Source organism: Streptomyces pseudogriseolus (assembly GCA_002154585.1).
GTDB classification, from domain to species: Bacteria; Actinomycetota; Actinomycetes; order Streptomycetales; family Streptomycetaceae; genus Streptomyces; species Streptomyces pseudogriseolus.
This window is the reverse complement of the sequence record MUNG01000279.1, coordinates 1-12,601: the sequence shown is the minus strand read 5'-3', so window position 1 is coordinate 12,601 and position 12,601 is coordinate 1. Positions and strand designations below refer to the sequence as shown.

At 73.5% G+C, this 12,601-nt stretch carries 11 protein-coding genes and 3 pseudogenes; 3 read left to right on the top strand and 11 right to left on the bottom strand.

Annotated elements, in window-relative coordinates:
• The 7 genes and pseudogenes from CCN29_RS23365 to CCN29_RS23335 all read right to left on the bottom strand — a co-directional run.
• Window positions 1-360 (bottom strand): annotated as a pseudogene (locus tag CCN29_RS23365) (hypothetical protein); the annotation flags it as partial.
• An 84-nt stretch (window positions 361-444) separates the two neighbouring features.
• Window positions 445-1,452 (bottom strand): BadF/BadG/BcrA/BcrD ATPase family protein, encoded by a 1,008-nt coding sequence (locus CCN29_RS23360; RefSeq protein ID WP_086684277.1) that lies wholly within the window; start codon window positions 1,450-1,452, stop codon window positions 445-447.
• The gene (locus tag CCN29_RS23355; RefSeq protein ID WP_031016504.1) at window positions 1,449-2,126 is read right to left on the bottom strand and encodes a uracil-DNA glycosylase; all 678 of its coding nucleotides are present in this window, start codon (window positions 2,124-2,126) and stop codon (window positions 1,449-1,451) included. The genes CCN29_RS23360 and CCN29_RS23355 overlap by 4 nt, the downstream gene beginning before the upstream one ends.
• Before the next feature lie 73 nt (window positions 2,127-2,199).
• Window positions 2,200-3,354 (bottom strand): WD40/YVTN/BNR-like repeat-containing protein, encoded by a 1,155-nt coding sequence (locus CCN29_RS23350; RefSeq protein ID WP_086684275.1) that lies wholly within the window; start codon window positions 3,352-3,354, stop codon window positions 2,200-2,202.
• Window positions 3,355-3,412: 58 nt separating this feature from the next.
• The gene (locus CCN29_RS23345) at window positions 3,413-5,101 is read right to left on the bottom strand and encodes a DNA alkylation response protein (RefSeq protein WP_086684272.1); all 1,689 of its coding nucleotides are present in this window, start codon (window positions 5,099-5,101) and stop codon (window positions 3,413-3,415) included.
• 71 nt (window positions 5,102-5,172) lie between these two features.
• Window positions 5,173-6,150 (bottom strand): glycoside hydrolase family protein, encoded by a 978-nt coding sequence (locus CCN29_RS23340; protein WP_086684269.1) that lies wholly within the window; start codon window positions 6,148-6,150, stop codon window positions 5,173-5,175.
• Complete coding sequence (locus tag CCN29_RS23335) at window positions 6,147-6,749, bottom strand: PadR family transcriptional regulator (RefSeq protein WP_086684265.1); 603 nt, start codon at window positions 6,747-6,749, stop codon at window positions 6,147-6,149. Before CCN29_RS23335 ends, CCN29_RS23340 begins: the two co-directional genes overlap by 4 nt.
• Before the next feature lie 93 nt (window positions 6,750-6,842).
• On the opposite strand from CCN29_RS23335, the gene CCN29_RS23330 reads away from it, so the two are divergent.
• Window positions 6,843-7,646, top strand: a complete 804-nt coding sequence (locus CCN29_RS23330) for a PaaX family transcriptional regulator C-terminal domain-containing protein (RefSeq protein WP_086684263.1) — start codon at window positions 6,843-6,845, stop codon at window positions 7,644-7,646.
• Window positions 7,647-7,679: 33 nt separating this feature from the next.
• Here CCN29_RS23330 and CCN29_RS23325 read toward each other — a convergent pair whose 3' ends face one another.
• Both CCN29_RS23325 and CCN29_RS23320 read right to left on the bottom strand, forming a co-directional pair.
• Window positions 7,680-8,483 (bottom strand): pectate lyase, encoded by an 804-nt coding sequence (locus tag CCN29_RS23325; protein ID WP_031016516.1) that lies wholly within the window; start codon window positions 8,481-8,483, stop codon window positions 7,680-7,682.
• 245 nt (window positions 8,484-8,728) lie between these two features.
• Complete coding sequence (locus tag CCN29_RS23320) at window positions 8,729-9,808, bottom strand: NADH:flavin oxidoreductase/NADH oxidase (RefSeq protein WP_086684259.1); 1,080 nt, start codon at window positions 9,806-9,808, stop codon at window positions 8,729-8,731.
• A 124-nt stretch (window positions 9,809-9,932) separates the two neighbouring features.
• Between CCN29_RS23320 and CCN29_RS23315 the strand changes: the two genes are divergently transcribed.
• On the top strand, window positions 9,933-10,283 hold the full coding sequence (locus CCN29_RS23315) for an ArsR/SmtB family transcription factor (RefSeq protein ID WP_086684256.1): 351 nt from the start codon (window positions 9,933-9,935) through the stop codon (window positions 10,281-10,283).
• Between the two features lie 34 nt (window positions 10,284-10,317).
• Here CCN29_RS23315 and CCN29_RS23310 read toward each other — a convergent pair whose 3' ends face one another.
• Entirely contained in the window at window positions 10,318-10,944 is a 627-nt protein-coding gene (locus tag CCN29_RS23310) for a TetR/AcrR family transcriptional regulator (RefSeq protein WP_086684254.1), read from the bottom strand.
• A gap of 88 nt (window positions 10,945-11,032) precedes the next feature.
• Between CCN29_RS23310 and CCN29_RS23305 the strand changes: the two are divergent.
• Window positions 11,033-12,339: pseudogene (locus CCN29_RS23305) on the top strand (amidase).
• A 69-nt stretch (window positions 12,340-12,408) separates the two neighbouring features.
• Here the strand turns inward: CCN29_RS23305 and CCN29_RS23300 are convergent.
• A pseudogene (locus CCN29_RS23300) lies at window positions 12,409-12,601 on the bottom strand (NADP oxidoreductase); the annotation flags it as partial.

Sequence of the window (12,601 nt, the reverse complement as noted above, 5' to 3'; positions counted from 1 at the left end):
GACGGCGACCGGGCCGTCGGGCTCCTTCACGTCGGAACCGGCGGCACGCGCCTGCTCGTAGCGGGCGGTGCGCTCCTCGGCCGCGTGCGCGAGGACGGAGGTCAGCGAGGAGAACTCCTCGTCGTCCCCGTCGAGGTAGCCGATCCGGGCGTCGAGACCGGGCAGCTCGGACCGTGCGATGCTCACGACCTCTTCGGCGAGCGAGCGGGTGGCACTACTGGGCTTACCCGGCACGGCGAGGACGAGCGCGGGCGCGTCCTCGGGAGCCACCAGGGGTTCGGGACGGCGGTGCCGTCCGGGCTGGCGGGGGCGCGGCATTCGTACGGGCAGGCCGGACGCGGGCCCAGTGGGGGTGCTCATGTTGCGGCATGTTAGTGGCTTCCGCGGGTCTCCTGTTCGGGGAGGGTGCAGGTGAGCGGTATCCGTCCGGTTTTGTCGGATGAGTTACGTACGGGTGCCGGCCGCTGGGGTGACGTCCGTTCCCTCCGTGCTCGTCACGCACAGCATTCTCTCGTCACTCGGAAGAGCGAGCGGACCAGCGGAAAGGTCCTCCGCGAGCCGCACCGCGCCGTCGAGCGGATCCCCCTCGGCGGGCACCCGTCGCGCCCCCGGCAGCAGCTCCGCCAGCCGCTTGTCCAGGGGGGCCAGCAGCACCTCGCCCAGCCCGAGGAGTCCGCCGGTGCAGCCGACCGCCGGCGCACCCTCCGCCGGGCACACGGCGGCTGCCGCGTCGGCCATGTGCCGGGCGGCCGCCCGCACGATGCCGGCGGCCACCGGGTCCCCCTCCGCCGCGCACGCGCCCACGCGCGGAGCGAACGAGGCGAGCACCGCCGCCCGGTCGGCGCGCGGGTACACCTGACCCGGCAGCCCGGTCACCGGACCGAACATCTCCTCCGTCTCCGCGAGCAGCCGCGCGGAACCACCGTCCCGTCCGTCGTGCGCGCGCAGCGCGGCCTCCAGGCCGGCCCGCCCGATCCACGCGCCGCCCCCGCAGTCGCCGAGCAGATGCCCCCAGCCGTCCGCCCGCCGCCAGCGGGCCAGATCCGTGCCGATCGCGATCAGACCCGTGCCCGCCGCGATCACCGCACCCGGGCGCGACCCGAGGGCGCCCACGTACGCGGTGACCGCGTCGGCCGCCAGCGCCGCCCGTCTGACGCCCAGGTCACGGGCCAGCCGGTCCGGCAGCTCCGCGCGCAGGGCGTCGCCCAGACTGGCCATCCCAGCCGCGCCGATCGCGGCCACCTCCAGCCGCTCCAGCCCGGCCTCGGCGCACAACGCCCGCGCCATGGGCACCACTTGCTCCATGACGTGCCCCGGCTCGAGCCCCCGCTCGCCCGTGCGTACCGGCACGTCCGAGGAGGCGCGGGCCAGCGGACCGCGCCCGGGCGCCCCGACGACGACCCGCAGCCCGGAGCCGCCGGAGTCGACGGCGAGGTAGCCGGCTCCGGTCACGGCAGGCGCCAGTCCACCGGCTGCCCGCCCTGACGGATCAACAGGTCGTTGGCCCGGCTGAACGGGCGCGAGCCGAAGAACCCGCGGTCTGCGGACATCGGCGACGGGTGCGCCGACTCCACGGCGGGCAGATCACCCAGCATGGGACGGCAGTTGCGGGCGTCCCGACCCCACAGGATGGAGACGAGCGGCTTCCCGCGTGCGGCCAGCGCGCGTATCGCCTGCTCGGTGACCTCCTCCCAGCCCTTGCCGCGGTGGGCGCCCGGTTTGCGTGGGGCGGTCGTCAGCGCCCTGTTGAGCAGCAGCACGCCCTGCTCGGTCCACGGGGTCAGGTCGCCGTTCGACGGCTGGGGCACGGCCAGGTCGCTGTTCAGCTCGCGGAAGATGTTGACCAGGCTGCCGGGCAGCGGGCGCACGTCGGGGGCGACGGAGAAGCTCAGGCCGACCGCGTGTCCCGGCGTGGGGTACGGGTCCTGCCCGACGATCAGGACGCGTACCTCGTCGAAGGGCTGCTGGAAGGCCCGCAGGACGTTCGCTCCCGCCGGGAGGTAGGTGCGTCCCGCGGCGATCTCCGCGCGGAGGAAGTCCCCCATCGCGGCGATCCGCCCCGCCACCGGTTCGAGGGCGTTCGCCCAGCCTGCTTCGACGATCTCGTTCAAGGGTCGTGGTGCCACGGGCGTCACCCTACTGCCGTGCCGGCAGCGGCTATCAACCCATGGGACGGGCCCGGCCGGACGAGCACGAACCTCATCCGAGGACCGCCGCCCGCACGCACAGCACGTCCGGCAGATGCGCGGCCAGCTGCTCCCAGCTGTCTCCGTCGTTCGCGGACGCGTACAGCTCGCCGTTGCGGTTGCCGAAGTAGACGCCCGCCGGGTCGGCGTCGTCGCTGCACATCGCGTCGCGCAGCACCGTGCCGTAGTGGTCCTCCTGCGGCAGCCCCGCCGACAGCTGCTCCCAGCTGTGCCCCGCGTCCCCGGTCCGGTAGACGCGACATCGCCGGCCGGCCGGGACCCGGTCGGAGTCGGCGTTGATGGGGAACACATAGGCCGTGCCGCCGCGGTGAGGATGTGTCACCATCGCGAACCCGAAGGTCGAGGGCAGTCCCTCGCCGATGTCCGTCCAGTGCGCGCCCGCGTCGTCGCTGCGGTAGACGCCCCAGTGGTTCTGGAGATACAGCCGGTCGGGGTCCGCCGCGTCCCGGGCGACCTTGTGCACGCACTGCCCGAACTCCGGGTCGGGGTCCGGCAGGAACACGGCGGACACCCCGGAGTTGGACGGCGCCCAGCTCGCGCCGCCGTCCAGGGTGCGGAACACGCCCGCGGTGGAGACGGCCACGGTGACCGCCCGAGGGTCGCGCGCGTCGGTCAGCACGGTGTGCAGGCCCTCACCTCCGCCGCCCGGCACCCATTTGGAGCGCGTGGGATGCTCCCACAGCGGCCTGACCAGCTCGAAGGACTCCCCGCGGTCCTCCGAGCGGTACAGCGCGGCCGGCTCCGTGCCCGCGTACACCACGTCCGGTTCGGCCGCGGCCGGGTGCAGCTGCCACACCCGCTCCAGCGACGCCCCCGTGTCGGGTGGGAACTTGACGGCGGGCCGCGCCGGTTCGGTCCAGGTGCGGCCCAGGTCGTCGGAGTGGAACACCGAGGGCCCCCAGTGCGCGCTGTCCCCGCCGACCAGCAGCCGAGGGCTCCGCCCCCGGGTGTCGATCGCGACCGAGTACACGGCCTGCGCCTCGAAGTGGGGGGCCTCGTCGAACTCCCAGGAGCCGCCTCGCCGGCGCCCGATGAACAGGCCCTTGCGGGTACCCACGGCGAGCAGTACCTCGGTCATGCCGATCACCTCCGTGACATCGTCCTCGACGTCCTCGATCAGGACACCGGTCAGTGTGCACCCCACCACTGACAGTCACCGTCGGACATGGCGTGACCGCAGGTCAGGGCGGTGCGGCGGCCTCGCCTCAGCCCCGCTCGGGCAGCGCCCGTGCCAGGATGGCGTCCAGTCCCGCCCCCGCCGGCAGCGTGCCGAAGGCGTGCCCCCAGTCGCCGCCGAGCCGTGTCGCGCAGAACGTGTCGGCGACCGCGGCCGGTGCGTCCCGGACCAGCAGGGACGCCTGGAGCGTCAGCGCCATCCGCTCCACGAGACGGCGGGCCGTCACCTGCGACCCCTCGGCCAGCTGGTCCTTGAGCCCGGCCACCGCCGCGTCCAGATGGGCGTCGGCGCCGCGCGTCAGCGACAGCTCGTCGAACAGGGCCTGCGCGGTCGCCGGGTCGCGGCCGAGCGCCCGCAGCACGTCGAGGGCGTTGACGTTGCCCGAGCCCTCCCAGATCGACAGCAGCGGGGCCTCCCGGTAGTGGCGGGGCATGCCCGAGTCCTCGACGTACCCGTTGCCGCCCAGGCATTCGAGCGCCTCGGCGGTGAAGGCCGGGCCTCGCTTGGTGACCCAGTACTTGCCCACCGCCGTCGCGATCCGCCGGAACGCGGCCTCCCCGGCGTCCCCGCGCACCGCGCGGTCCGCCGCACCGGCCAGCCGCAGCGTGAGCGTCGTGGCGGCCTCGGACTCCAGCGCGAGGTCGGCCAGCACGTTGCGCATCAGCGGCTGGTCCACCAGGCGCGCCCCGAACGCGCTGCGGTGCCGCGCGTGGTGGCCCGCCTCGACGAGCGTCTTGCGCATCAGCGCCGCCGACATCATCACGCAGTCGAGGCGCGTGCAGTTGACCATCTCGATGATGGTCTTCACGCCCTGCCCCTCGGGCCCGACCAGCCAGGCCACCGTCCCGTCGAACTCGGGCTCGGAGGAGGCGTTGGAACGGTTGCCCAGTTTGTCCTTGAGGCGCTGGATGCGGAAGGTGTTGCGAATGCCGTCGGGCAGCACCCGCGGCACGAGGAAGCAGGACAGTCCGCCCGGCGCCTGGGCCAGCACCAGGAAGACGTCGCACATCGGCGCCGAGGTGAACCACTTGTGGCCGCGCAGGGTGTACACCCCCGGCTCGGCGGTCGGCGTCGCGACGGTGGTGTTCGTGCGGACGTCGGAGCCGCCCTGCTTCTCGGTCATCCCCATGCCGGCCAGCAGCCCGCGCTTCTCGGCCGGCACGCGCAGCCCGGGCTCGTACTCGCGGCTGGTCAGCAGCGGCTCGTAGATCTTCGCGAGCTCGGGCTCCCGGCGCAGGGCGGGGACCGCCGCGTACGTCATGGACGTGGGGCAGCCGTGTCCGGCGTCGGTGTGGCCCCAGACGAGTCCCCCGGCGGTGCGGGCGACGTGCGCGCCGGGGCGGTCGTCCGCCCAGGGCGCGCCGGCCAGCCCCTCGGCGACGGCGGTGCGCATCAGGTGGTGCCAGCTCGGGTGGAAGTCGACCTCGTCGACGCGGTGCCCGTACCGGTCGTGGGTGCGCAGCTCGGGCTCGTGCCGGTTTGCCTGCTCGGCCCACTCCTGCGCCTCTTCGCCGCCCGCCAGCCGTCCGAGCCTGCGCAGGTCCTCCTCCGCCCAGCCGGCGCCCTCCCGCCGCACCCCTTCGAGCAGGGCGACGTCGTCCGAGGCGTCGTACGGGGCCGTGGGAGGGGGCTGGTTGGTGACGTCGTGGGTGGCGCCGCCTGTGACGCCGAATGCGTAGGGACTCTGCTGCGACTCGCCGGCGCGCGTGATGGTCATGGCTGAGTGTTGCACTATCGCTGCGGACGTAGCAATAGTGCAACACTCCGCATCCGGCGGCGCGAGTCCTCTCAGCCGTGCCGGTCGATCAGCGCCCGGTACGTCTCGAAGGCGGGCTTCGGCGTGTAGTCCTCCGTGGTGAGCCCGAAGCGGTGGAACAGCCCCGTCCGGGAGCTGTCGGCGTCCCGCAGTGCGAAGTGGGTGTAACCGCTCAGGCGCAGCGGCTCCGCCAGTTCGGCGACGGCCCGGACCACGGTCTCGACGACCTCGGCCTGCCGCCGTGGGGGGCGTTCCTCGCCGGTGGGCCAGCCGTGCTCGGTGATGTGCAGCGGCAGGTGTCCCAGACCGGCGGGCGCCAGCACGGCGTCGCGGTGGTGGCGCAGCAGCCCCGCGACGGCGGACGCGAGGCCGGACGCGGCGACGGGCCGGAACACGTCGGGGAAGAAGTCCAACCCCACATAGTCCAGTTCGGTGGCGAAGGCCGGGCCGCCCAGTGCGGTCAGCTCCGCGACGAAGGACGCCGACGGGCCGAACAACGGGGTGGTGTTGAACCCGACCCGCAGCTCGTCGTACCCCAGTTCCCGCGCGCGTTCCTTGGCGGCGGAGACCCCGCGGACGATCGCCTCCCGCACCGACGGGTAGTAACCGTCGAGGACCGGATTGCCCGTGTCGTTGGGCTCCTCCGTCACCTGGAGGGTGCTCGTCACCGCGCCGTACTGCTCGACCAGTTCGCGCACGAACCGGCAGTAGCCGTCCACATCTCCGGCGGCGGACCGGTACTGCGCCACCAGATCGAGGCGGCGGCCCCGTACGGCGTACCGTGCCGCGTCCTCCGGCGCCGCCGTCGCGTGCGGCCCGCCGAGGCGGGTGGTGTCGTCGAACGCGGTGTAGGCGCGCACCAGGAACGGACGGTCCGGCCTCCCCTGGAGGCGGTCCAGGGCCTCCGTCACACGGTCCGGGTCGTCGGGCGGCCCGGACGCGAGCCCTCCCGAGTCGTCCCCACTGACCCCGCCCGGATACACGCCGAACAGCGGACGATGCGTCGTCACGCGTCTTCCTCCTCCGGCTCGGACATGGCCCCCGTGGGCCACGGCAAGGTCCCGCTCCTCAGCTCCCCGATCACCGAGTCGACCCACGCGATCTCGGCACGCGCGAGGCTCAGCGCATACTCGGCCTCGATGACGTGCATGCGGGGGACACCGGCCGCCAGCGCCTCCTCGAGCCGCCGCTCGTCCTCCGCCGTGCGCTGCCGCAGCCCTCGTCCGCGCTCGGTCAGCGCCTCCACCGCGCCGTCCCGGCCCAGGGCGCCGAGATAGGCGACCGCGCCCAGGAACCGGGAGAACTCCCGCTGGGGGGTGCGGATCTGCGCGTCCAGCCGGCGCACGAGTTCCTCGCGTCCCGCGTCCGTGAGGGCGTAGACGGTCCGCTCCGGGCGGTTGCCCGACCGCTGCCGCTCCAGCGGGGCGAGCCAGCCGGCCTGGGTCAGCGCGGCGACCGTGTTGTAGAGCGTGCCGCGGGTGATCGCGGCGGCGTGCGCGTCGCTGCGTCTGCGCAGCTCGGCGAGCATCTGGTGCGGGTGCGTGGGCTGCTCGAGCAGCAGGCCCAGGACGGGCAGGACGATCGGATTGTCGAGAGCGCGACGAGGCATGGTCGAACTCTACCAGTCCAAATAAACTATGAGCTGACCGTGAGGGATCGCCTGAGGACAGCCCGGGCCGGCCGGGGGCCTAAAGTACGGCTCATGCGGCGCGACGACCCGGCGGAGCCGGCCCCGGACGGACCCCGGCTGCGCCCGCTCTCCGCGCGGTCGGTCGTCCTCAGCCTGCTGCTGGGCACGCACCCGCCGGAGCTCCCGGCGCGGGAGCTCGGACGGCTGGTGGAGCGCTTCGACCTCGGCGGGTCGACGCTGCGGGCGGCGCTGAGCCGGATGGTCGCCGCCGGCGATCTGCGCCGCACGGACACCGGCTACCGCCTCAGCGACCGGCTGCTGGAGCGTCAGCGCCGCCAGGACGAGTCCGTACGGCCGCGCACGCGCGCGTGGGACGGGGACTGGGAGCTGGTGGTCGTCACCGCGAGCGGACGCGGCCCGGCCGAACGGGCGGAGCTGCGCGCACGGCTGGCCGGACTGCGCCTCGCCGAGCTGCGCGAGGGGGTGTGGCTGCGCCCGGCCAACCTGGAACGCCCGCTGCCCGCCGGCCTCGACGAGGTGGCCGAACGGGGAACGACCCGTCCCGCGCGGCCCGCGGCCGAACTCGCCGCGCTGCTCTGGCCGTTGGACGCCTGGTCGGGCGACGCCCGCACCCTGCTCGGGCACGTGGGGCGCACCGGGCGTCCGGCCGAGCGGCTGACCCTGTTCGCGGCCGTGGTGCGCCATCTGCTCGCCGACCCCGTGCTGCCGCCCTCCCTGCTCCCCGCCGGCTGGCCGGGCGGCGCACTGCGGGCCGCGTACGCCGACTACCGGCGGGAGCTGGAGGGCGAGGTGCGCTCGCTGGTGGGCGGGGGCCGGCCGCACGCGGACGTACGGGCAGAAGACAGGCGGCCGTAGGGGGCGTCCCCTACGGCCGCCGCCCGTGGGGGGCTACCGGTAGGTGATGTCGGACGAGCTGTACTTGCAGTACGTGCCGTCGGGGCCGGAGCCGTTGCTGCTCGGCTCCTTGCCGGTGTTGTTGCCGATGTACTTCTGGCACGGCACGATCTTCTTGCTGCTGTCGCCGACGATCGTGATGTTCCTCAGGGTCGCGCTGTCGCCGTAGTTGGTGTTGATGCCGGCGATGCGGCCGCCCTTCCAGTTCACCTCGATGGAGTTGAGGTTGATCGTCCGCTTGTACTGCGACGAGCAGTTGCCGCAGGAGCGGACGAAGGTGCCGAAGTTCTTGACGGCGAAGTTCGACACGTTCAGCGTGCCCGCGCCGTTGAACTGGAAGACCTTGTCACTGGCCTCCTTCGCGCCGCCGCCGCTGACGGTGTAGACCGCCCCGGACGACTTGCCCTTGAAGGTGGCGGCGTCCTCGCCGACGTCCTCCCACCAGACGTTCTGGAGGGTGCAGGAGCCCTCGCAGTGGATGCCGTCGGCGGCGGGGGCGCCGAGGATCACGTTCTTCAGGACCGCGCCGTCGGCCAGCTTCAGGATCGGGCCCTGGTCCTCGTCCTGGCCGCCGGAGCCGAGGTCGCCGGTGCCGTAGAGGCGCTTCATCCCGTAGTCCTTGGTGCCGGACACGGAAATGGTGGAGGAGACGCCCTGGCTGCCGTTGGGGGTGGGCCAGGTGGCGGCCTGCGCGGACGGAGCCGCGGTGGTCAGGATCATGCCGACCGAGAGGCCGAGGGTGGCGAGGGTGCCGGTCAGCGCGCGCCCGCGGAGGCGCGGTCGTGTCGCGGAGGTCATGTCGTTCCTTCTCCTGTGGTGTGGGGGTCGAGCGATCTCGAACCATGTGGATGAACGACGTACATGGATCTGCACGACATGCGGGACGATGGCGCTCAGCGGTCACGTCCCGGTCACGTCGATGAACGGAACGTAGAGGGAAAGCGCTTTCTGGTCAACGCCTCGCGTGGTCCGTATCCGGCCAGGAACGACGGCCGCCGGCGCGGCACCTCGGGTGGTGAACGGGTCGGACGGCGGTGAACAGGTCAGACGGAGAGGTGGTACGGGTCCGGCACGCGGACCTGCGCGTCCAGCTCGCGGGCGGCCTGCCGGGCCCAGGAGGGGTTGCGCAGCAGCTCACGGCCCAGCAGTACGGCGTCCGCCTCGCCGTTGGCGAGAATCTTCTCCGCCTGCCCGGTGTCCGTGATCAGACCCACGGTCGCGACCGGCATGGGCGTCTCCTGGCGCACCCGCGCGGCGAACGGCACCTGGTAGCCGGGGCCGGCCGGGATGCGGACGCCGGGGGAGTTGCCGCCGGAGGAGACGTCGAGCAGGTCGACGCCCCTTTCGTGCAGGTCGGCGGCGAGGCGCACGGTGTCGTCCACCGTCCAGCCCTCCTCGTCCAGCCAGTCGGTCGCGGAGGTGCGGAAGAACAGCGGCTTGTCGTCCGGCCACTCCTCACGCACGGCGTCCACCACCTCGAACGCGAACCGCGTCCGGTTCTCGTACGAACCGCCGTAGGCGTCGGTGCGATGGTTGGAGTGCGGGGAGAGGAACTCGTTGATCAGGTAACCGTGGGCGCCGTGGACCTCGGCGACCTCGAAGCCGGCGGCGAGGGCACGGCGGGCGGCCGCGCGGAACTGGCCGACGATCTCCTGGATCTGCTCCGGGCTCAGCTCGTCCGGCACCTGGTGGCGCTCGCTGAACGGAACCGCGCTGGGCGCGACCGGCTGCCAGGCGCGCTCCTCCGGCCCGAGCGGCGCACCGCCCTTCCAGGGCTGGTCGGTCGCCGCCTTGCGCCCGGCGTGCGCGAGCTGAATGGCCGGCACGGTGCCGTGGGCGGCGAGGAAGCGGGTGATCCGGCGGAACGCCTCGACCTGGGTGTCGTTCCAGATCCCCAGGTCGTACGGCGAGATGCGGCCCTCCGGCGACACCGCCGTGGCCTCGACGACGATCAGACCCGTGCCGCCGGTGGCGCGGGCGGCGTAGTGCGCGAAGTGCCAGTCGTTCGGCGCCCCGGCCTCCGGGCCGTCCGGCGCGGCCGAGTACTGGCACATCGGCGCCATCCACACACGGTTGGGAATCGTCAGGGCGCGCAGGGTGTACGGCTCGAAGAGCGTGCTCACGGTGGGCTCCGTTCGGAAGGCGACGAGAGGCGTGCGACTCGTACGATAGCCGTCGTAGTACGGTGGATGTCAAACTACGAGGGTTCTCGTACAATGAAGCTTCCCGGAGCACCATGGAGCCGCCGTGACGACCGCCCTGCCCAGCCCCCGCGTCCTGCCCCACCCCACGCGGGACGAGATCCGGCTGGAATCGGTGCTGCACGCGCTGTCCGACCCCGTGCGCATGCGCATCGTCAGCGAACTCGCGGACGCCGAAGCCGTGTTGTCCTGTTCCCGCTTCGACCTCCCGGTCAGCAAGTCGACCACCACGCACCACTTCCGCGTGCTGCGCGAGAGCGGCGTCGTCCAGCAGGTGTACGAGGGCACCGCCAAGATGAACGGCCTGCGCCGCGACGACCTGGACGCCCTGTTCCCGGGCCTCCTCGACGCCCTCCTCACGGCGGCCCGCCACCAGGGTGCACGGGACGCGCTCTGACACGCGGGCGGCCGGCCCGCGGTCAGCCGGCGTCCTAGGAAGCGGTGGTGACGCCGAGGCGCTCCCACAGGCCTGTCAGATGGGCATGCAGCACGTCCTCGGCCTGCTCGGTGGTCAGATGGCCGACGAGGACATGACTGGTGAGGCCGTCGGTGAGCGCAAGCAGCGTGCGGGCCTCACGCACGACGTGGGGCGGCATGGCACTCCCAACACCCGGACCGCTCTCCGCCGCTTCCGTGACGAGGCGGACGAGCAGACCTTCAAGGGCCGCGTAACTTCTCCTCAGCGGGGCTGCGAGTGATGCGCTGACGCAGGCGCGGGCGACGAACACGAGCCAGATCCGCGCCTCGGTGCGATGGTCCTCCCGCAGCAGTGCGACCTCCTCGGCCGCGTGCCCCAGCGCGGTGGCCGCCGACTGCGCCGGGCTCGCGCCCAGGCGCGCCCTCACCCGTTCCATGACGCGCTCGCCGATGTGTTCGACGGCGAAGAGCAGCATCTCCTCCTTGGTGCGGAAGCAGCGCTGCACGGCGCCCAGGGAGACCTCGGCCCGCGCGGCCACGTCCCGCATGCTCACCCCCTCCGGCCCCTGTTCGTCGGCCAGGAGGCAGACGGCCTCGGCGATCCGGCGGCGTCTGCTCGCGTAGTCCACCTGCTTGGGCATGGTCGGTCGGCCTCCTTTTTCCGATACGACTGTATCGCTTACGGGGTAGGGTCGGGCCACGAGCACTCGACAGGGGAGCGGAAACGTGATGACCGGGCAGGACGCGATGTGGGCCATGACGGCCGCCGACCAGGCGGCCGCCGTCCGGAGCGGTGAGATCTCGGCGGTCGACCTGGTCGACAGTCATCTGGAACGCATCGCCTGCGTCAATCCGCGGGTCAACGCGGTGACGCAGCTGATGGCCGAACGGGCCCGTCAGGAGGCGGCTCGCACGGACCGGCGGCGGGCGGCGGGCGAGAAGCTCGGCCCGCTGGCCGGCGTGCCGTTCACGGTGAAGGAGACCACCCCGGTCGAAGGCGTGCCGACCACCTTCGGACTGCCGCGCTTCCGTGACCTCGTGGCGGCGGCCGACGCGCCCCCGGTGGCCCGGCTCCGCGCGGCGGGAGCCGTGCCGATCGGCCACAGCAACATGCCCACGCTGGTCCTGGCCGGCATGCACACCCGCAGCGAGCTGTTCGGCGACACCCTCAATCCGTGGGACCCGAGCCGGACCCCGGGCGGTTCCAGCGGCGGTGACGCGGTGGCCGTCGCCACCGGCATGGCGGCCCTCGGCCTCGGCAACGACTCCGGCGGATCGGTGCGGATACCGGCTTCGTTCTGCGGTGTCGCGGGGCTGAAGCCGACCCCCGGGCGGTTTCCCGCCGACCACCGCGTCCTCGGCCCGGACGACCCCGGACCGGCCTCGCAGGCGCTGGTCACCGACGGGCCACTGGCCCGCAGGGTCGTCGACCTGCGGCTGGCGTACGAGGCGCTGGCCGGGGTCGATCCGCGGGATCCCCGGGCCGTGCCGGCGCCGCTCGACGGCGCCCCGCTGCCGGGGCCCGTCAAGGTCGCGCTCGTCGCCGACCCCGGCGGCCGGGGAGTGCATCCGACCGTGCGTGCGGCGCTCACCGCGGCGGCGGGCGCGCTGAGCGACGCCGGCTACGACGTGCGAGAGGTGGACGACGTACCCCGGCACGACGAGGCGCTCGCGGCGTACGGCAGGATCACCCTGACCGAGTTCGCGCCGACCTGGCCGGCCGTACGGCGGTTGCTCGGCCACGGCGGCGACCGGTACATCCAGTGGGCCATGGACGAGACGCCGCCCGCCGGCGCCGCGGNNCGGGACGGCAGCGGGTCGCCGACGCCATGCGGCTGTGCACCGTGACCAGCTTCGCCGGCGTGCCCGCGGTGGCCGTGCCGACCGGGACGCGCGACGGGCTGCCGTGCGGCGTACAGGTCGTCGGCCGTGCGTTCCGGGAGGACCTGTGCCTGGCCGCGGCCCAGGCCGTCGAGGACCGCCTGGGCGTGCTCACGCCGGTGGTCGATCCCCGCCCCGCGGCTGTCACCCGGTAGACCGGGCCACGGCCGTCACGCCGCCGTCACCCGGCGGACCGGGCTACGGCCGTCACGCCGTGAGCCGGGCTAGAGCCGGGTGACCGCGTCGCCCGCCTCCCCCGCCGCGGCCAGCAGTGACGGCCAGTCCGCGAGCTTGACCACACCCCGGCCGAGGGACGCGCCCAGGCGGGACTCGGTGCGTTCGATGGACTGCCAGCCCGGCCACAGGACCGGATCGACGCCCTCGGCGCGCAGGGCCGGCAGGGGGTCGGCGGGGAGG